This is a genomic window from Kosakonia beeri (genome assembly GCF_054165705.1).
On the sequence record NZ_CM135106.1, the window covers coordinates 1,828,994 to 1,848,466 of the forward strand.

General features: G+C 53.5%; 23 protein-coding genes. 19 read left to right on the top strand and 4 right to left on the bottom strand.

Annotated features, from left to right (window positions below; translation table 11 throughout):
- Window positions 1–135 precede the first annotated feature (135 nt).
- The 5 genes from ACUY4S_RS08735 (at window position 136) to ACUY4S_RS08755 (ending at window position 5,177) form a co-directional block, all read left to right on the top strand.
- Window positions 136–1,161 (top strand): LLM class flavin-dependent oxidoreductase, encoded by a 1,026-nt coding sequence (locus ACUY4S_RS08735; protein WP_458022606.1) that lies wholly within the window; start codon window positions 136–138, stop codon window positions 1,159–1,161.
- A 417-nt stretch (window positions 1,162–1,578) separates the two neighbouring features.
- On the top strand, window positions 1,579–3,213 hold the full coding sequence (locus tag ACUY4S_RS08740; RefSeq protein WP_458022605.1) for a carbohydrate porin: 1,635 nt from the start codon (window positions 1,579–1,581) through the stop codon (window positions 3,211–3,213).
- 163 nt (window positions 3,214–3,376) lie between these two features.
- Window positions 3,377–3,967 (top strand): hypothetical protein, encoded by a 591-nt coding sequence (locus ACUY4S_RS08745; RefSeq protein WP_312687596.1) that lies wholly within the window; start codon window positions 3,377–3,379, stop codon window positions 3,965–3,967.
- A 156-nt stretch (window positions 3,968–4,123) separates the two neighbouring features.
- Window positions 4,124–4,606: a cold-shock protein gene (locus ACUY4S_RS08750; RefSeq protein ID WP_312688201.1), complete on the top strand. Its 483-nt coding sequence runs from the start codon at window positions 4,124–4,126 to the stop codon at window positions 4,604–4,606.
- Window positions 4,607–4,637: 31 nt separating this feature from the next.
- Window positions 4,638–5,177 (top strand): DUF2058 domain-containing protein, encoded by a 540-nt coding sequence (locus tag ACUY4S_RS08755; RefSeq protein ID WP_458022604.1) that lies wholly within the window; start codon window positions 4,638–4,640, stop codon window positions 5,175–5,177.
- Between the two features lie 89 nt (window positions 5,178–5,266).
- On the opposite strand, the gene ACUY4S_RS08760 is transcribed toward ACUY4S_RS08755, so the two are convergent.
- Window positions 5,267–5,965 carry an RluA family pseudouridine synthase gene (locus ACUY4S_RS08760; protein WP_458022603.1) on the bottom strand — a complete coding sequence of 233 codons (699 nt, stop codon included), beginning with the start codon at window positions 5,963–5,965 and terminating at the stop codon, window positions 5,267–5,269.
- 484 nt (window positions 5,966–6,449) lie between these two features.
- Here ACUY4S_RS08760 and ACUY4S_RS08765 point away from each other — a divergent pair, with 484 nt between their 5' ends.
- From ACUY4S_RS08765 to ACUY4S_RS08780, 4 genes are all read left to right on the top strand, one after another.
- Entirely contained in the window at window positions 6,450–6,725 is a 276-nt protein-coding gene (locus ACUY4S_RS08765; RefSeq protein WP_312687590.1) for a flagellar transcriptional regulator FlhD, read from the top strand.
- 310 nt (window positions 6,726–7,035) lie between these two features.
- A complete protein-coding gene (locus ACUY4S_RS08770; protein WP_458022602.1) occupies window positions 7,036–8,574 on the top strand; it encodes a methyl-accepting chemotaxis protein in 1,539 nt (512 codons plus the stop codon).
- A 231-nt stretch (window positions 8,575–8,805) separates the two neighbouring features.
- A complete protein-coding gene (locus tag ACUY4S_RS08775) occupies window positions 8,806–9,051 on the top strand; it encodes a DUF2543 family protein (protein WP_312687586.1) in 246 nt (81 codons plus the stop codon).
- A gap of 134 nt (window positions 9,052–9,185) precedes the next feature.
- The gene (locus tag ACUY4S_RS08780; RefSeq protein WP_312687585.1) at window positions 9,186–9,419 is read left to right on the top strand and encodes a hypothetical protein; all 234 of its coding nucleotides are present in this window, start codon (window positions 9,186–9,188) and stop codon (window positions 9,417–9,419) included.
- A gap of 25 nt (window positions 9,420–9,444) precedes the next feature.
- Here the strand turns inward: ACUY4S_RS08780 and ACUY4S_RS08785 are convergent, their stop codons facing one another.
- The gene (locus ACUY4S_RS08785) at window positions 9,445–9,951 is read right to left on the bottom strand and encodes a hypothetical protein (protein WP_312687583.1); all 507 of its coding nucleotides are present in this window, start codon (window positions 9,949–9,951) and stop codon (window positions 9,445–9,447) included.
- Between the two features lie 366 nt (window positions 9,952–10,317).
- A complete protein-coding gene (locus ACUY4S_RS08790) occupies window positions 10,318–10,848 on the bottom strand; it encodes a lipocalin family protein (RefSeq protein WP_312687581.1) in 531 nt (176 codons plus the stop codon).
- Window positions 10,849–10,964: 116 nt separating this feature from the next.
- On the opposite strand from ACUY4S_RS08790, the gene ACUY4S_RS08795 reads away from it, so the two are divergent.
- From ACUY4S_RS08795 to ACUY4S_RS08840, 10 genes are all read left to right on the top strand, one after another.
- A complete protein-coding gene (locus ACUY4S_RS08795) occupies window positions 10,965–11,693 on the top strand; it encodes a MerR family transcriptional regulator (RefSeq protein WP_458022601.1) in 729 nt (242 codons plus the stop codon).
- A 230-nt stretch (window positions 11,694–11,923) separates the two neighbouring features.
- A complete protein-coding gene (locus ACUY4S_RS08800) occupies window positions 11,924–12,358 on the top strand; it encodes a nuclear transport factor 2 family protein (protein ID WP_312687577.1) in 435 nt (144 codons plus the stop codon).
- On the top strand, window positions 12,355–13,074 hold the full coding sequence (locus tag ACUY4S_RS08805) for an SDR family NAD(P)-dependent oxidoreductase (protein ID WP_312687575.1): 720 nt from the start codon (window positions 12,355–12,357) through the stop codon (window positions 13,072–13,074). Before ACUY4S_RS08800 ends, ACUY4S_RS08805 begins: the two co-directional genes overlap by 4 nt.
- Window positions 13,071–14,330 (top strand): NAD(P)/FAD-dependent oxidoreductase, encoded by a 1,260-nt coding sequence (locus ACUY4S_RS08810; RefSeq protein ID WP_458022600.1) that lies wholly within the window; start codon window positions 13,071–13,073, stop codon window positions 14,328–14,330. The genes ACUY4S_RS08805 and ACUY4S_RS08810 overlap by 4 nt, the downstream gene beginning before the upstream one ends.
- A gap of 1 nt (window position 14,331) precedes the next feature.
- Window positions 14,332–15,054, top strand: a complete 723-nt coding sequence (locus ACUY4S_RS08815) for a DUF1365 domain-containing protein (protein ID WP_458022599.1) — start codon at window positions 14,332–14,334, stop codon at window positions 15,052–15,054.
- The gene (locus tag ACUY4S_RS08820; protein WP_458022598.1) at window positions 15,051–16,271 is read left to right on the top strand and encodes a class I SAM-dependent methyltransferase; all 1,221 of its coding nucleotides are present in this window, start codon (window positions 15,051–15,053) and stop codon (window positions 16,269–16,271) included. Before ACUY4S_RS08815 ends, ACUY4S_RS08820 begins: the two co-directional genes overlap by 4 nt.
- Window positions 16,268–16,753 carry a DUF2878 domain-containing protein gene (locus ACUY4S_RS08825; RefSeq protein ID WP_312687569.1) on the top strand — a complete coding sequence of 162 codons (486 nt, stop codon included), beginning with the start codon at window positions 16,268–16,270 and terminating at the stop codon, window positions 16,751–16,753. Before ACUY4S_RS08820 ends, ACUY4S_RS08825 begins: the two co-directional genes overlap by 4 nt.
- A 14-nt stretch (window positions 16,754–16,767) precedes the next feature.
- On the top strand, window positions 16,768–17,277 hold the full coding sequence (locus ACUY4S_RS08830) for a hypothetical protein (RefSeq protein WP_458022649.1): 510 nt from the start codon (window positions 16,768–16,770) through the stop codon (window positions 17,275–17,277).
- Entirely contained in the window at window positions 17,277–17,807 is a 531-nt protein-coding gene (locus ACUY4S_RS08835) for a DUF3833 domain-containing protein (protein WP_312687565.1), read from the top strand. Before ACUY4S_RS08830 ends, ACUY4S_RS08835 begins: the two co-directional genes overlap by 1 nt.
- An 11-nt stretch (window positions 17,808–17,818) precedes the next feature.
- Window positions 17,819–18,778 (top strand): YbgA family protein, encoded by a 960-nt coding sequence (locus ACUY4S_RS08840; protein ID WP_312687563.1) that lies wholly within the window; start codon window positions 17,819–17,821, stop codon window positions 18,776–18,778.
- A gap of 109 nt (window positions 18,779–18,887) precedes the next feature.
- Here the strand turns inward: ACUY4S_RS08840 and ACUY4S_RS08845 are convergent, their stop codons facing one another.
- Window positions 18,888–19,394: a DUF6622 family protein gene (locus ACUY4S_RS08845; RefSeq protein WP_312687561.1), complete on the bottom strand. Its 507-nt coding sequence runs from the start codon at window positions 19,392–19,394 to the stop codon at window positions 18,888–18,890.
- Window positions 19,395–19,473: the final 79 nt, after the last annotated feature.

The window sequence follows — 19,473 nt, forward strand, 5'->3', positions numbered from 1 at the left end:
AATTTGAAGCATTATGTTAATCAAACGATATTTATTTGCGGCGGGTAATGCGTAGAGTAGGGAAGACGCAAAGCAGGGCTGCGGCAACAGGCGCAGTTCTGCTGAAGATTTCCCTGAAAAAAGGACAACTACGTCATGAAGAAGATCGGATTTTTGTCATTTGGTCACTGGACGCCGTCGCCGCAGTCCGGAACCCGTTCAGCAGCGGATGCGCTGCTGCAATCCATCGATCTGGCTGTTGCCGCCGAAGAGTTGGGTGCCGACGGCGCCTATTTCAGGGTGCATCATTTTGCCCGCCAGTTGAGTTCACCGTTCCCGTTACTGGCGGCTATCGGCGCGAAAACCCGGTCTATTGAAATTGGCACTGGCGTTATTGACATGCGTTATGAAAACCCCTTGTATATGGCGGAGGATGCCGGTGCAGCGGATTTGATCGCCGGCGGTCGCTTGCAACTGGGGATCAGCCGGGGTTCGCCGGAGCAGGTCATTGATGGCTGGCGTTATTTTGGTTACCAGCCTGCAGAAGGTGAAAACGAATCGGATATGGCGCGCCGCCACACCGAGGTGCTGCTGGATGTGCTGCGTGGTGTAGGGTTCGCCAAACCCAATCCCCAACCAATGTTCCCAAACCCGCCGGGGCTATTGCGTCCAGAACCCTTTTCAGAAGGGCTGCGCGAACGCATTTGGTGGGGCGCGGGGTCCAATGCCACCGCGGTATGGGCAGCACAACGAGGGATGAACCTGCAAAGTTCGACGCTAAAAGATGATGAAACCGGTGAGCCGTTCCATATTCAGCAAGCGAAACAGATCCGTGCTTATCGCGAAGCCTGGGCACAGGCCGGGCATAGCCGCACGCCGCGCGTTTCTGTCAGCCGCAGTATTTTTGCGCTGATGGACAACCGCGATCGGGCTTATTTTGGTGCCAGCAGTAACGACAGCGATAAAGTCGGTTTCCTTGATGAGAAAACCCGCGCCATCTTCGGGCGCAGTTATGCAGCAGAACCCGAGAAATTAATCGAACAACTGAAGCAGGATGAAGCGATTGCCGAAGCGGATACGCTGTTACTTACTATACCGAATCAGTTGGGTGTGGATTATAATGTGCATGTGATTGAGGCAATTCTTAAGCATGTTGCACCTGCAATGGGCTGGCGGAATTAACGCTAAACTCTGAGCGAGTTCACAAAATAACGTGACAGTGCAATGCAGGACTTGTCTGTGTAATAAAAGACAGTATTCTGTCGCAGAAGAAACTGGATTGTAACCGTATTCGTTGTTACCCGATGCGGGCAAAACCTGAATCAATTTCTGAGCGCATAGCGCCGGAAAACGATTCGGGTTTTTTTTTGCGCGCAAAACAGGCCAGGCGCTGGTCCTGTCATTATCAGGCTAAATCATAAGCCCAACGGCGGAGTGTTATGCACATCAGCTAACCGACAATATTACTAAAAATAGCCAGTGCGGGCGTCGCGCTGGACAGGGAATTACCGGTACACCGGATGCAATATGAATGCATCAGGCGGCCAGCTATTACCAAAATAATACTTCTCAGTCACGCTACTCTACAGGGTTATTGTTATGAATAAGAAGACTATAAATAAAAAGCATCAGTTGAAATGGATAGTAGTATTAATCTCTTCAGCGCTTGTATCTAATAGTGCTATTGCAGCGAAGCTGACTGTAGAGCAGCGTCTGGAATTGCTGGAAAAAGAGCTGGCGCAAAACAAACAGGAATTACAGGCCACAAAACAAACATTACGGCAATATCAACGTTATTTCGAGCGGCAGCCGCAGAGTAATAACAGTGAGGCAACCGTGGTTGCCAGTAATGTGAAAACTGGCGAGAAAAAACCTGCTGCACCGGCTACTGTGCCCGCGGCCAGCACAACGAACGTCAGTGGCGCAACACCGGCACAGGACGTGACGCTGGCCGACATTAGTCAATACGTGAAAAACGATATTGGTTTTGAGTATTCCGGTTACTTCCGCTCCGGCTGGTCTACCGGCACACGCGGTGCACCGAAGTCCTATGCTATTGGATCGCTGGGGCGTTTTGGCCAGGAAAACAGTGCCTGGTTTGATTTGCAACTCTCGCAGAAGGTCTACGACAACGGCGGCAAGGTGGCGAAAGCGGTAGTGATGCTCGACGGTAACGTTGGCCAGCAGTACAGCGCGGGCTGGTTCGACAGCACCTCGGAGAATTTGCTGCAATTCTCCGATATCTACGTGACGACCAAAGGGTTCCTGCCGTTTGCGCCTGGGGCAGACTTCTGGGTCGGTAAGCACAATATGCCGGTCTATGAAATTCAGATGCTGGACTGGAAAAGCCACCGCACCAATGCGGGTTCTGGCATCGGGCTGGAGAACTGGCAGCTTGGCCCGGGTAAACTGAATGTCTCGCTCACCCGCGAAGATGTTAATGCGCATGCCGTAGACTATGCGACTTCCGGCAACACTCAGCAGGTGAACACCAATAGCGCCGAGGTGCGTTATAAAGCGATCCCGCTGTGGGATAAAGCAACGCTGGAAGTGTTTGGTCGCTACGCCATGCCAAATGAAACCGATGATAACCGCAGCAATGAGAATGATGGCAGCTACTACAGCGTGAAAGATGCCTGGCACGCCGGACTGATTCTGCGCCACACTTTTACCGGCGGTGGATTTAACGAATTAACGGTGCAGGGGGCGGATAACTCCATCGCCAGCGGCTTTGCCCTTATTTCGGACTCCAACCCGACCTTCGGCTATAACGATCAATACTATGGCGAACATTCTTACGGCAAAGCTTTCCGCGTGGTATCTCAGGGCGAAAACTATTTACGCCCGGATGTGATCATGGCGCATGCGCTGGTCTATGCACACGGTAACGATGTTTACGATTACAATACTGGCGCGCACACCGACTTTAATTCCGTCCGCGCAGTTATTCGCCCGGCCTATATCTGGGATACGAATAACCAGACCGGCGTGGAGCTGGCGTGGTTTGATCAGAAAAATAAAACCGCAGGCGAGACGTATCACGAGTCTGGGTATAAAACCACGCTGTACCACGCGTTGAAAGTGGACACCAGCATGCTAACCTCGCGCCCGGAAATTCGCTTCTACGGCACTTACCTCAAAGCGCAGGAAAATGGCATCAGCCAGTTTGAGTTTGCCGATGCAAAAAGCGATCAGTTTACTGTCGGCGTCCAGGCCGAAGTATGGTGGAAGTAAATTCGTAATATAAAGCCTGTGTCCTGCAGGCTTTTCCTGCCCTGTTTATGGTCTGTTTTGCCTCGCGTATCCTTATTTCTGGTAGTGGATCCGATTTTTGCTCTACCCGGTTAGGGTGCATAATCATTTCTTTCATCGGAAATAAAAGTCAGAGGAGAGACAAATGCGAAGTGTCCTCATCCTGCTGCTTGCCGGTTTACTGGCCGGATGCGAAGTCAGTTCACCGCAAAAAGCGCAATACAATGCGGAATATGAAAACAGACAGGATATTCACACACAAAATGTGTACCGCTTTAAAGCACAACCCCTGAAGTCCAGTGGTAAAAAATATTGGGGCGCCGGAAATTTAGCCGAGCTTTTTTATGTGAATGCGGATAACACCGCCGTGGTGGAGTTACATTTTAACTACCCGGCAAAGTCACTGGATACCGTCTCACGGGACGCACAAAACACCCTGCTGCGCGAGAGAACCTGGCACCTGCTTGATGAGTCAGCATCGAAACCCGCCGACCCGGAAGCGAATTACCTTTATCTGACCAAAGACGGCAGGTTACTGCGGCAAAAGCGACATTGCACCCCGGATATGGGCGTTGGGTGTCAGTGGCACAATTATGAACTGTTTATTACCCGTCACGGCGATCTGATGGTGCAATATGCTTCAGGCGGCGCAGGTCTGGCATTTCTGATATTGCCGGTTTACAGCTCGTATCAATACGTTGAAATCTTCCCCAAAGTACAGACTACAACACCCTAGCGCGATGCAGGCTTCCTGAGCGACAGCAGGAAGCCATTGCCTCGCATCACTGAAATTTCTCGTCCACACTTACACCAAAGACATGGTTTGCGCAGGCATTGTGCTTTACACTGCGCGCTGCAAAATTTGAGTAGATTAACGATTATTCAGGCGGTAATGGCGATGAACGGTACGATCACAACGTGGTTTAAAGATAAAGGTTTCGGATTTATCAAAGATGAGAATGGGGATAACCGCTATTTTCACGTGATTAAGGTCGCCAACCCTGATTTGATCAAGAAAGATGCGGCCGTGACTTTCGAACCCACCACCAATAATAAAGGGTTGTCCGCCTATGCGGTGAAAGTCGTGCCTGAGAGTAAATACATCTATATAGCGGGCGAGCGTCTGAAGCTTACCTCAATCAAGTCTTATCTGGTGTACAGCGAAGAAGTGCCTGTTGATACCCGCATTGATAAAGAGAACGCGGTGCTGTCCGTAGGGCTATTGATGGGGAATATTCGCCCTAAATCCACCGCACAGCCGGGGGAAATGCGCGCGCTGAAAAAGCTGGCGATCACCACCTTCCAGGGCACGACGCTGATCTTCACCGAAGATGAAATAGACATTGATGCCACAGTAAAAATGTTGAAAGTCTGACACTCCATTTTATTGAACGGGTTTGATAACGATGACAAAACTTACCTTGCAAGAGCAAATGCTGAAAGCAGGCTTAGTGACCAGCAAGAAAATGGCCAAAGTTCAGAGAACGGCTAAAAAATCCCGTGTTCAGGCACGTGAGGCCAGAGAGGCGGTGGAAGAGAATAAAAAAGCGCAGCTTGAGCGTGATAAGCAATTAAGTGAGCAACAAAAACAGGCCACGCTGTCGAAAGAGTACAAAGCACAGGTGAAACAGCTGATTGAAATGAACCGGATCACTGTAGCGAAAGGCCATATTGGGTTTAATTTTACCGACAATAACCTCATTAAAAAAATCGAGGTCGATAAGCAGACTCAGGCGCAGCTGATCAATGGCCGTCTTGCCATTGCCCGCCTGTCGGTAGATAACAACGGCGAAAGTGAATATGCGATTATCCCGGCGAGCGTGGCAGATAAAATTGCCCAGCGCGATGCCAGCAGCATTGTATTAAACAGTGCGCTCAGCCAGGAAGCGCAGGATGAAGACGATCCTTATGCTGATTTTAAAGTGCCTGATGATCTGATGTGGTGATGCACTGCCTGCGACTTATCTTCCCCTATTTCTGCTCTCGCATGTCCTGCTTCGCCTGGCGTTCTCGCCAGGCTCTCTTCTTCATGGTGTTAAAACGGGCTGGCGTAATGCATGCTGAGCGGTGCTTTACTCACCGGATGGACAAATTGCAACGTACTGGCATGTAACATCAGCCGTGGCGTCTGTTCGCTACCAGGCAGCAGGCGGCCACCATACAAATCGCAACCCAGAATCGGGTGGCCGAGTAGCTGGCAGTGAATGCGCAACTGGTGGGTGCGGCCGGTTTCGGGTGTGAGTTCAACACGCGATACCGGCAACCGGGTACCGGTTTCTGACTGACGGTAAAAACGTTCGATAACACGATAGCGTGAGCGGGCGGGTTTACCGTGGAGGGCGCAAATCGACATACGCGGGAATAATGCCGGATCTCTGGCGATTGCCGCGTCGATGACCCCGTTATCATGATCCAGATGGCCACACAGCAGTGCGCTGTATGTCTTGCTTACGCTGCGTTGGCTGAATTGCTGACAGAGCGCGGCATTGATCGCTTTGTTGTGGGCCACCACCATCAGCCCGGATGTGCCAAAATCCAGGCGGTGAACCAGCGTACAGCCGGGGAAGCGCTGCACCAGTCTGTAATGCACAGAATCGAGATTTTGTGGATTTTTCCCCGAGAGGCTAAGTAACCCGCTGGGTTTATTGATAATCACCAGGTGTTCATCCTGCCAGAGCGTCTTTATCTGCTCATGGCACGGTGGGGCAATAAACGTATCGTCAATCGTCGACATCAGGCTACCTGCGGAGAAAGGGGCAGCGGATAATACCCCATTTACAGCCGACTGACGAATGGGGTTATGCACGTCACTGGCATACCTCCGCTTCGCGGAAAGATATTTCCTTCGGGCTTTTATGCCAACCAGCGGCCCAAAAAATTGAACCAGGCGCTAACCCACCCGGGAAGGTATTTCTTAATTATTCTTAAGGTTCGCGCTCTTAAATTGAGAGAATATAATATATCATTTATTCAAAGGTGATATATTCCTATTCTTACAGCCACTTGAATATGCTAAATAAGAGATTAGCGACTAAAAGCGTAACGGGAAAAATGTCATTACAGCATTAACGGAATGATAATTAATTATTTTTTAACAGTCTGAAATAAGTTTACATTATTTCTATAGCTAATTTGCATTTTATATATATTATTGCGGCCGACGGATGATGTTGCCAGGGGGGCTTCACTTTAGATGATATATTCTCTGGGGCAAAAAAATGATTAACCGCGACAACCTTCTGCAAGATATTCATCAATTAAATTTAGCCTACCTCTTACTGGTCCAGCGTCTGGCAAGTGAGACCGGCGACGTCAACACGTTGAGCAACGGTCTTAGCGGTGAGATGCTGGAGAAAGTCGCCGCATTAACCCTTCCGCAGCTTGTTTCTCTTGCAGAGACAAACCAGATTATTGTCAAGCCTACTTTTAACTGTGCCGAACCCGCAAAAAATAACGCATACGAAAGTTTAAAATTGAGTTCGCGTTTTATTTAACCGCAAGAGTCCTGACTTTTCACTGGCGTCAGGAAAATCTCATCTCATTCACCTGAGCGAGCCGCTCCCTGTTTTATAGCGTGGCGATATAATAATTCTCTGTTCAAAAAATAAATAAAAAGCCGGTTTGAATTAAATGGCATGTGATTGCTGCGTTTGCCGGTTTATAAATGCCCTGTCTAACTGTTTGATTTAAAAAACTAAAGAAAATTAAGTTAAATCTCAACGCTAAGTGGCCGATAACATTAATCTTATTGGCTGTGCTCCGGCGCGGCCTTTTTTTGAAATAATCTCAAGCAAAGGAATAAATATGTCAGTAAGGCGTTTTTCGTTTCTCGTTTTCAGCCTTTTACTTGGTATCTTCCTCGTCAGTTCAGCGTCTAACCTGTGGTCACTGACCCGCAGCAACGACTCGCTGGATAATGTGAATAAAGAAATTCGTGTGGTGCTGTCGGTCATCGATCCGATTAACCACAGTCGCACACTGCGGGTGCGGCTGATGGAAGCCATGATTAATGCTTCCCTGGGCGACAAACAGAAAACGCAAGCGTCGCTTGAGAGCGCTAAAGCCGTGATGCAGAAGGCGACAGATGCATTCAATAATTATCAGGCTGCGCCTGCTGTCGAAGGGGAAGAGGCGCTTTCCGCCCCTTATCGCCGCGCCTGGCAGACCTATGTCGACGAAGGGCTGCGCCCGCTGATGGATGCCGCAAGTGCCAATGACACTGCACGGTTTAATCAGCTTGTCAGCACGACCATTCCGCAACTTGACCGTCAGTTTGAGATTACACTCGATAACTTGCTCGCTTTTCGCGAAAAATACGCCCAGCGTCTTAATAACGAGGCGCAGAATCGCTTTGTGAACAGCATGGTGACCCTTGGCGTTTTTGTGGTGCTGTTTACGCTGATCATTGCTGCCATATTTATCCTGCTTCGACGTCGTGTGCTTTCGCCGCTGGACACTGCACGCCGCCATTGCCAACAGATGGCAGCAGGGGAGTTGCATCTTCCTGTGAATCACGGCTCGAAAGATGAAATTGGCGATATGCTGGGTTCGCTGGAGCAGATGCGTCTGTCGCTGGTGGAAATCATTACTCAGGTACGTACCTCCAGCCAGAGCGTGGCGCACGCGGCAGAAGAGATTTCTGCCGGTAATACCGATCTCTCAGCACGTACCGAAGAGCAGGCTGCTTCGCTTGGGCAGACCGCGGCCAGCATGGAACAACTGACTTCTACTGTGAAGCACACCTCTGAAAATACCCAGCAGGCGAACACCCTTGCGGCAACGATGCGTGACTCTGCGCAGGAAGGTAACACGATCGTTGAAAAAGCGGTGATGTCGATGAAGGAGATCGAGTCCAGCTCCGGCAAAATCGACACCATCATTTCATTAATTGAAGACATCGCTTTCCAGACCAATATCCTGGCGCTGAACGCAGCGGTTGAAGCCGCAAGAGCCGGCGAGCAGGGGCGCGGGTTTGCCGTGGTGGCAAGCGAAGTGCGAAACCTGGCGCAACGCTCATCGCTGGCGGCGAAAGAGATCAAAGAACTTATTGAGGCGTCCAGCAGGCAAGTGCTGTTGGGGAGCGAAAGGGTATCGCAGGCGGGTGAAAGCATGCAGCGAATTATCAGCGCTGTTCAGCATGTTTCCGGGTTAATGTCGGAAATTGCACTCTCGACCGGTGAACAGAGTCGGGGCATTGACCAAATAAACCAGGCTGTTGCACAGATGGATACTGTCACGCAACAAAACGCCGCACTGGTAGAGGAAGCGTCTGCAGCGGCCTATTCGCTTAAAGAGCAGTCGCAGGTATTGGAAGAGACGGTGGCCGTTTTTAAACTCGGCTAATGCTTTACCGAAAGAAAGCACAGGCAGGCGAAAGCCTGCCTTGTCGTTTTTGTGGCAGTCATGGTGATGGATTGGGCGTAATGCTGAGACGGGTGGCGAAGGGGTAAAAAATTATTCGGTGTCCCGATGATATGATGAGTGCCGGAACAAAAAATAAAATAAGAGTGCTATTATCCTCGCTGGATGCTGCGAACCAACACTGTCACCGACATTAACCCCAGGGGAACACCTATGAGCCAGCAAGTACCGCTGAAATTTTATGACATTGTCGATGAGTATTCGACGGAATCGGCAACGCCGGTTAACGAGTCTGAACGTGACGCACTGGCGTACTATTTCCAGCTGCTGCTCACACGCTTAATGAATAATGAAGAAATCAGCGAAGCCTCTCAGCAGGAGATGGCCCGTGAAGCGGGTATCCAGGAACCGCGTATTGATGATATCGCTAACTTCCTGAATCAATGGGGCAACGAGTAACTTCTGTTGCCATTCATGAAAATATATTTTCAGCCCTAAAAATATATCCGCTTCAGCCGATACTTAAAGTAGAACACAATCGTCCCGTCACCTCTCAGGCAGGCTGTTGATTTACTTTAAATTTCGGAGATGTTATGAAGCGGATAACATTAGGTCTTATTCTCGCGGTGGTGATGAACAGCGCGCTGGCAGGGGGCGATGTTCACGGCACGATTGCTCTTCGGCTGGTGATCCTGCCGGCCAATGGCTGCCTTGAAGACGTCTGCGTGGTGGATCCCGGCAAAGCATTCGCTGCCATGCAACAGGGGAAACAGGCAGATGCGTTTATCACCACCCGGCAAGGACATCTGCTCACCATCGCCTTTTAGCGCCAGTGCTGACCTGGCGCGCAAATTAATACTGAATATTCGCCATCGCTTTATAGCGTTCCGGCAATGCACTGTTCAGTGCCAGTACTTTCTCCAGAATGGAGAAAGCGGGTGTACCTTTCGCTCGTTCTGCACTGACAATGGCCTCACGGATAGTGAAGGCGGCGGCAGAAACCCGGGCAAAATATGCCTCGGAATCGGCGGTTTGTAATTCACCGGAAACGGCATAACGCACCGTCGGCCATTCGGTAAAATCGATTAAAGGAAAAGCCTCTTTATCCGGCGAAACATTGGCAGATAATAACTCTTCTGCCTGCGACGGATCTTTTTTTGCCAGTGCCAGCAGTGCTAAGCGATATTTTATTTTTGACAGAATGTCGCCGCTTTCTTTTTCTGCCGCCAGCGTGGTTACCCATGCCGATAATTCATCTGCCACCTGTTTCTGCGGCGGTGCGGTTTTATGGTCTTCCTTGGTTTGCGCACTGTTAAGTGCTGCAATTTCAATTAAATAATTTAAAATTTCTAATGTCATCTGTGACACCTGGTTATATTGGCAGTCTTACTCTGTAAAAAATGCGATTGACAGAGATGGGCAGTGGCTTTATCAGTTTGTTAATTACGCAAACGTAATGTCCTGTTCAAAAAGACGCTCAAATAACCATCAGCAGGTGAGGGCTTTTATTTTGAGTTCCTGTATTTCATGGCGCAATAACATTGCCAATGAATATAATATATCTGTTTGCTGAAACAGTATTAGCGAGAGAAAGTATTTTGAAAAACGAAAAAAACTGCGGCGTAGTGTGAGTTCAACTCAACATAGCGGGGAGTGTGTGCGGGCGGGCAGCGGGAGTTCTCAGCGCAGCGCCGACGGGCTGGCGAATCACTCCCGCATTCCGCGTTACGCTTTTTGTTTTACCCACACCAGTTGATCAACTCTGAAACCCAGGCTTCGTGCGGTGTTCAGGTAATCCTGCTTGACTGCATCCGGCAGTGTTGGTGTGCGCGACAGGATCCACAAGTACTCACGGTTCGGGCCGCTAACCAGCGCGTACTGGTAATGCTCATCCAGCTTAATGACGTTATAACCGCCATAGAATGGCCCAAAGAACGACACTTTTAACGCGGCAGTGGTCGGCTCGCCGGTAAAGTAGGCTTTCCCTTCGCTCTCGCTCCACCTGTTTTTCTGCGGATCATGCCCACGATTGAGCACGCTAATGCCGCCATCGCTGCGTTTGCCGTAGGTGGCGGTGACCTGGTCAAGGCCGCGTTCGAAGCGGTTTTCCAGGCGAGCAATTTCATACCATTTGCCGAGATAACGGCTGGCATCAAAGCCTGTGATGGGCTGAACCCCTTTCGGTGGGGTAGGCGATTTGCAGGCAACCAGCGTCAGGGCGATAGCGACACCGGTAACAACGGGCCATAGCTTCATGAGAACTCCTTTCATTGCGCGATTGGGAGAAAGTGTAGTGCAATCATTGCGTACTTCATTCACCCCGGAAATATTCGTATTATATTGAGAGTATTCTTTGTTATCAGGCGTACCCCATGTCTTACTCCATCGGTGAATTTGCCCAGTTGTGCGGCATAAACGCAACCACGCTACGCGCGTGGCAGCGTCGTTACGGCCTGCTCAAACCGCTGCGCACGGACGGAGGGCACCGGTTATACAGTGACGAGGATGTTCAGCAAGCGCTGAAAATTCTCGACTGGGTGAAAAAAGGCGTACCGGTCAGCCAGGTTAAACCGCTGCTGGCGCGTCCAGGCGCGCGGCGTACTAATAACTGGCTCACTCTGCAGGAGAACATGCTGCAGCGGCTGAAAGAGGGCAAAATCGAATCTTTGCGCCAGTTGGTTTACGACGCAGGGCGTGAATATCCGCGCCCGGAACTGGTCACGGAAGTCTTGCGCCCGCTGCGCAGTAAAGTTTCCGCCAACGTTCCGGCCATGATGACCCTGCGCGAAGTCCTCGACGGCATCATCATTGCCTATACCTCGTTCTGCCTCGAAGGGGATAAAAAAGCACCGGGTGATAATTACCTGATCACCGGCTGGCACCTCACCGACCCATGCGAAATCTGGCTTGAAGCGCTTAAACGCACCGGGCAGGGGCACCGCATTGACGTGCTCCCTGTGCCGCCCGCCACGCTGGCCCCGGAGATCTTCCCGGAACGCAAATGGTTGTTGGTGACCTCCGGCAAACTCACCCTTGCGCGCAAAAAACAGCTTGAACAGTGGCAGCACCAGGTACGCTTCCTCGACGTGATTCCGCTCTAACCCCGTCTTTCCCCGTCCATTTTGTTTGCAGGCAACCCTCCTTCAGGAAGGCGCCTTGCTACGTCTTTAAAAAAATACCAAAAATAACTGCATAAATTAACTCTTTTTAAGTTATTGAAATTAGTGATTTATAAAAAATATTTTCATCAAAACTTGGACAAATAAAAGTAATTGTGTAAGTTTTAGATATGCCGTTACACCACGTTGTTCAACGCCCAGGTGAGAAACCCATGAGCACAAAGTCCTCTGTCATCGATCGGTTTGTTGATTACTACACCGGGCTGGAGAACCAGCCGCCAGCGGCGTTGGCTGCGCTCTACCACACGGATGCCGGGCTTATCGATCCGTTTGGCGAGCACCAGGGATTGTTCGCCATCCAGCGTTATTTCACCCACCTGCTGGTCAACGTGCAGCATTGCCGTTTTTCCATCGATACCCTGCTGTGTGACGGCAACCGCTGGGCCGTGACCTGGACGATGTACTGGTCGCATCCGCGCATTTCGGGTGGCGAGACGCTGACGCTTCCGGGTTGCTCAATCGTCGATGTGCAGGACAACCTGATCATTCGCCAGCGGGATTACTACGATGCGGGGCAGATGATCTACGAACACCTTCCCCTGCTGGGATGGGCGGTACGTGGTGTAAAACGGAGAGTGTGCGCATGATGACTGTCCTCATCACAGGCGCCAGCTCTGGTATTGGCGCCGGACTGGCGAAATCCTGGGCCGACGATGGCTGCCATGTCATCGCCTGCGGCCGGGATCCCGAGCGGCTTGAGGCGCTGCGCCAGTACCACCCGAACATCAGCGTCCGGCTGTTTGACATGACCGATGCTGAAGCCTGCCGCCAGTCGCTGGTGGACTGTGCTGCCGACCTGGTCATCCTGTGTGCGGGAACGTGCGAGTATCTGGATCACGGCCTGGTGGATGCCGCACTGGTGGAACGGGTACTGACCACCAATGTGCTGGGACCGGTAAATTGCCTGGCGGCATTGCAGTCGCAGCTTGTTGCCGGCAACCGCGTGGTGCTGGTCAGTTCCATGGCCCACTGGCTGCCGTTTCCCCGTGCTGAAGCGTATGGTGCATCCAAAGCCGCGCTCACCTGGTTTGCCAATAGTCTGCGCCTCGACTGGGAGCCAAAAGGCATTGCCGTCACGGTGGTGTCGCCAGGTTTTGTCGATACCCCGCTAACGCGTAAAAACGATTTTGCCATGCCGGGCCAGGTCAGCGTGGCGGACGCCGTAAAGGCGATCCGCCGCGGGCTGGCGAAAGGGAAAAATCACATTGCTTTCCCGTCCGGTTTCAGTGTTGTTCTGCGCCTGCTGTCGGCGTTACCTGTTTTTCTCCAATATGCGCTGTTGCGCAGGATGGTGCGCTCATGAAGATTGCCATTATCGGCAGCGGTATCGCCGGGTTGACCTGCGCCTGGCGGCTGGCGGGGCATCACCAGGTCACACTGTTCGAAGCGGAGCCGACGGTCGGCGGCCATACCGCCACCGTTGATGTCGCCACCCCGCAGGGTACATATGCCATCGATACCGGGTTTATTGTCTATAACGACCGCACGTATCCACGCTTTATGGGCTTACTCAGCGAACTGGGCCTCAGCGGACAAAAAACGCAGATGAGCTTCTCTGTGCATAACCCGCACAGCGGGCTGGAATATAACGGGCATACCCTCATCTCGCTGTTTGCGCAGCGGCGGAACCTGGCTAACCCGGCATTCTGGGGATTGCTGAAAGAGATTGTGCGTTTTAACCGGCTGGCGAAACAGACGCTGATGGCTGAAATAGACGACCACGCCACGCTGCAGACCTTTCTTGAGCAACACCGTTTTGGCGACTTTTTTGCCCGGCATTACATTTTGCCGATGGGGGCAGCCATCTGGTCTTCCTCGCTTCAGGAGATGCGACGTTTCCCGTTGCCGCTGTTTTTGCGCTTTTTTGCCCACCATGGCTTGCTGGATATTGCCGATCGGCCGCAGTGGTACGTGGTGCCCGGTGGTTCACGCGAATATACCCGTGCGTTGCTGGCAAAACTGGGCGATCGCCTGACGCTTCACCTGGATTCCCCGGTGCATCAGGTGGTTCGCCATCAGGACAGTGTCACGCTGCAGCTTGCAAATGCTCATCACACTTTTGACCAGGTCATTTTCGCCTGCCACTCCGCACAAGCGTTGCAGTTGCTTGCCGAACCCACATCCGCCGAACGTGCGGTGTTGGGTGATATAGGCTGGCAGCGCAATGAGGTGGTATTGCACAGCGATCCTCGCTGGTTGCCGGTGCGTCAGCGTGCATGGGCAAGCTGGAACTATCGCCTGAGCGACAGCGATCAGCATCGTGCCTGTGTGACCTACAACATGAATATTTTGCAAGGGCTGCCAGCGGGCAGTCCGCTGTTTTGCGTGACCCTGAACCCGGATGCCCCGATCGATGACCGCCACGTCTGGCGGCGCTTCGTCTATGAGCACCCCCTGTTTAACCCACAAAGCTGGCGTGCTCAGGCCAGGCGCAGCGAGATCAATGGTCAGCAGCGCAGCTGGTACTGCGGAGCCTACTGGTACAACGGCTTCCACGAAGACGGGGTACGCAGTGCGCTTGATGTGGTGCACGGTATTGCTGCCGGGGAGGGCCAGTAAAATGAACAGCTGCCTCTATCACGGGGTGCTGCGCCACCGTCGCCTGCAGCCAAAAGCGCACCATTTTCGCTACCGCGTGTTTATGGCCTGGCTCGATCTGGACGAACTGAACTGTCTGCCGTCGGTTGGCGTGCATCGCAACCGTTTTGCCGCGGCGGCATTCCACGATGCGGACTATCCGCTTGGCACGCCGTTGAAAAACAACGTGCTCAACCGGCTGGCAAGCCTGACCGGGGAACGCCCCGATGGCTGCGTAATGCTGCTGACGCAACTGCGCTATTTCGGCTTTCACTTTAACCCGGTCAATTTTTACTACTGTTACGACGCTGCTGGCGTGCTGCGCTGGATCCTGGCGGAAGTGCGTAATACGCCGTGGAACGAGCGCCACTATTACGCCGTAGACGGTCAGGCGGCACGCCCGCTGGAGAAAGCGTTCCATGTCTCGCCCTTTAATCCGATGGACATGGTTTATCACTGGCGTTTCAACAACCCCGGTAAAACGCTGCATATGCATATTGAAAACCATCAACAGGCGAAAGTGTTCGATGCCACGCTGACGCTCCGCCGCGAGCCGCTGACGCGCGCCAGCCTGCGTTCGCTATTGCTGCGTATTCCGTTTATGACACTCAAAACCGTACTGGCCATTTACTGGCAGGCGCTGCGGCTGTGGCTGAAGCGCGTCCCCCTTTACAACCATCCCGCTAGCAGGAGTGAACGCTCATGACCGATCCCGCCTTTGCGCTTGAACCCGATATTTCGCGCAATGTCCGTATCGCACGATGGCTGCTTTTTCGCCTGCTGAGTGGCATCCGCGAGGGGGCGCTTACGATACGTGATGGGGCGCAGACCTTCCGGTTTGGCGATCCTTCAGCCGCGCTGCATGCCGAGGTGCAGATCCTGGTGCCAGGCGTTTACTGGCGGCTGCTGACAGGCGGCAGTCTCGCTGCCGCAGAAGCCTGGATAGATGGCGAGTGGCAGACCCACCAGCTTCCCGTGTTGTTGCAGATTGTGGCACTCAACAGCAAGGTGCTGGCACGGCTGGAAAGCGGTTTTCGCTGGCTCGGCAGGCCGATTGAGCGGCTGCGCCACTGGACGCGACGCAATCACCGCCAGCAGGCACGGGAAAATATCGCTGCACATTACGATCTGGGCAACACGTTTTATGCCCACTTTTTGGATGAAGATTTGCTCTATTCCAGCGCCCTGTTTACGGCAGAGGATCAGGATCTCGGCGGGGCTCAGCAGGCCAAAATGGCCCGTCTGTGCGAGCAACTGGCATTAACGCCGGATGATCATCTGCTGGAAATCGGCACCGGGTGGGGGGCGATGGCGGAGTACGCCGCGCGTCATTACGGTTGCCGTGTAACCACCACCACGCTATCGCACGAGCAGTATGCCTGGGCAACCGCGCGGATTGCCCGTGCGGGGTTGCAGGATCGGGTGCAGGTTCTGCTGTGTGATTACCGAGATCTGACCGGTGTGTTCGACAAACTGGTCTCGGTAGAGATGATTGAAGCGGTGGGGGAACGTTATCTGCCCGCGTTCTTCCGCACCTGTCAGGCGCGTTTACGCCCCGGTGGGCGCATGGTGATTCAGGCCATCACCATTCAGGATCAACGCTACCGTGAGTACAGCAAAAGCGTTGATTTTATTCAGCGCTATATATTTCCCGGCGGATTTTTACCGAGCATCACGGTAATGAATACCTTAATGACGCGCCACACCGATTTCGTGGTGCGTAATCTGTTCGATATGGGGCCGGACTACGCCCGCACGCTGGCGCACTGGCGGCAGCGCTTCGTTAACGCCTGGCTGGAGATTGAAAAACTGGGGTTCAATGACCGCTTCCGCCGGATGTGGCTTTACTACTTTGGCTACTGCGAAGCCGGGTTTAATGCCCGCACCATCAGCGTGGTGCAGCTCACTGCGGAGCGGGTATGAAACGCTATCTGCAGGTTTTTCTGCTGGCGGTTGCCTTTGATCTCTACTGGACGCTGGTGGTGCTCTTTCGCGAGCGCGGCCTGTTTTTGTGGCTGGGCCTGGCGATCCTCGCCTGCATGTTGCTTTCGCCTGCGCAACGCCTTAATGCCGTATTGCTGGCGGCCGCAGGCAGCGGGCTGGATGCCGCCTGGGCAGGGACAGGGCTTCTCAACTTTCACGGCGACGGGCTGTTGCCGTTGTGGATGGTGGCGCTGTGGCTGATGTTTGCCACCGTCTGGACGTCACTGACGCGAACCACCACGCTGCCGGAATGGCTGCTGGTGGTACTGGCAACGCTGGGCGGCCCGGTGGCATACCTCATCGGTGAGCGGCTGGGGGCGATCGTGTTCCTGCAACCCACGTTTATTGTCGTCAGTTGGATGGCCTCTGGCTGGTTGGTAATGATGTTGTTTTTCCACATCTTTCTGGGGAGACGACCATGAGACGCACAGTACTGATGCTGATGCTGATGCTGCTGGTCGCAGCTGCGCCTGCCAGCGCCGCCGACTGGCTGAACTGGCGCAAAGTGGGGGACGCAACCCTGAGCTGGGGGCCGTTTACAGTCTATAACTCGCAACTGCGCACGCCAGCCGGGCATTATAGCGGGCCTGGCGCGGATCAAGCGCTCATTATCACCTATCAACGTGATATCGACCGCGAGACGCTGGTGGAGGCTACCCGTGAGCAATGGCAGGCACAGGGGATCCTGACGCAGGAGCCGCAAAGCGAGGCCTGGTTGCAGATGTTGCAGACGCTCTGGCCGGACGTCACGCCAGGCGCACAGCTGGCGTTTGTGCTCACCGCTCAGCAGGGGCAGTTCTGGTATCGCGCTTCGCCACGACAGAAGGGCTTTACCCCGCTGGGTCCACGCCAGTCAGCCGCCTTTAGCCGCCGTTTTCTGGCGATCTGGCTTGATCCCAACACGCAATACCCTGAACTGCGTAAGCAGTTAATCGGAGGTCACTGATGAAACGCATGATAATGATTGGCCTGGCGCTGATGATGCTACTGGCCGGTTGTAGCACAGGGATTGAAGAGTACCGCCACCAGCAACCGCCGCTGGATATTTTTCACTATTTCCAGGGCGACACCGAAGCCTGGGGCATGGTGCAGGATCGCAGTGGTAAACAGCTGCGCCGCTTCCATGTTGCGATCCACGGCGAGGTGGCGGGCGAGACGCTGACGCTGAATGAACATTTTGTCTATGACGATGGCGAGAAACAGCAGCGGGTGTGGCACATCCGGCGCATTGGCGCTGACCGCTACGAGGGCACCGCGGGCGATATCGACGGCGTCGCCACCGGGCAGGCGGCAGGTAACGCTTTTCACTGGCGCTACAGCATGAACGTGAAGGCCAGCGGCAGCACCTGGCTGCTACACTTCGATGACTGGATGTATCTGCAGGACGGGACGCATCTCTTTAACAAAACCGAGATGAAGAAATTCGGCCTCACCGTCGGGACCGTAACACTTTTCTTCAGCCGTAAAGCGCCGTAACAGGAGGGCTTATGAACACGCAACCCGTCATTGGCATCAGTGGATGCCTGACCGGCTCAGCCGTACGTTTTGATGGCGGGCACAAACGGATGGGCTTTGTGATGGACGATCTGGGGCAGTGGGTGACCTATAAACCCATCTGCCCGGAAATGGCTATCGGCCTGCCAGTGCCTCGTCCGGCGCTGCGTCTGGTGCAGACCCCTGAAGGGGAAAGTCGTATGCGTTTCAGCCATGCGCCACACGATGATGTGACCGAAAAAATGGCGGCCTTCAACGCTGCCAGCCTTCCACAGTTTGCAGGTTTGTCGGGCTTTATTGTCTGCGCCAAATCGCCGAGCTGTGGTATGGAGCGTGTGCGGCTGTACGATGAGAAGGGCAATCGCGGACGTAAAGAGGGGGTGGGATTATTTACCGGTGCGTTGCTCGACGCCTACCCGTGGCTGCCGGTCGAAGAGGACGGTCGTCTGCACGATCCGCAGCTACGAGAGAATTTTGTTGAGCGTGTGTTCGCCCTGCATGAACTGAACACCCTGCGCGCCAGCGGCCTGACCCGTCACGCACTGCTGGACTTTCACAGCCGCTACAAACTGCAATTGCTGGCGCATCATCAGGCGGGCTACCGCGAAATTGGGCCGTTTGTCGCGTCGCTGCATGAGTGGGACGATCTGGACGCGTTTTTCGTCGTCTACCGCGAAAAACTGATGGCGATCCTGAAAAAAAACGCCTCGCGGAAGAACCACACCAACGTGCTGATGCATATTCAGGGCTATTTCCGCGAGCACTTAAACAGTCGCCAGCGCGGAGAGCTGCGCGATGTGATCCTCCATTATCGCAACGGCCTGCTGCCGATCCTCGCGCCGATAACCCTGCTGAAGCACTATCTGGCGGAGTACCCGGACCACTACCTGCTGCAACAAAACTACTTTGCCCCGTATCCGGACGACTTAGGTCTGCGTCTGGCCGTTAGCTAACACTCATGAAAAGAAGGCCCACCTGACCCTGTAGGGCACACCACATGCCACCTTAGACGACACTTCACTGTCGTCTTTTTTTATGCTTAGCACTGGCATCCGGCCCGTGTTACCCGGCGCGGTGCCGGTACCACGGTATAAACACCCGCAGCGTACCCCCCCAGAACAGGCCATCGACCAGCCCTGTCAGGAGCCCATACAGCAGGCAAAAAGGCGGTGCGTTACGCAGTTCAGGGTGCAAATAAAGGGCGGCGTTCAGCCCATATTTAAGGCCGAAGGCAAGAAGAATGAGCACCAGCGTCAGCGGTGTGCCAGGGCGAATGATCAGGCCCGGCGAACCGGCACGCTTCACCGGTGGTTGCGTGCGCCATAACAGATAGCCAAGGGCAACGCCTGCCGGCATACCCGCAGCCATCATTGCCAGGCCTACTTTCGCATGGCCCAGCTCGCCTGTGAGGGTCACGGTTCCCCACACCAGAAACAGCAGCGGGAGAAAAAACAGCCTGCCTGGCGGCATTTCCCGATCGGACAGCGCCTTCACCCCACGAAAGAGCAGCAACATAAACAGGCCCCACACCCACACCGGTGTATTGCTAATAAACGGTATTAATGACATCACTCCCCCTGATGACTTCGCATTTTTGGACGGCCAGAGCCAGCGTTCGCAAGCAGGAAGAGGTTGCCCTGTGTTCACC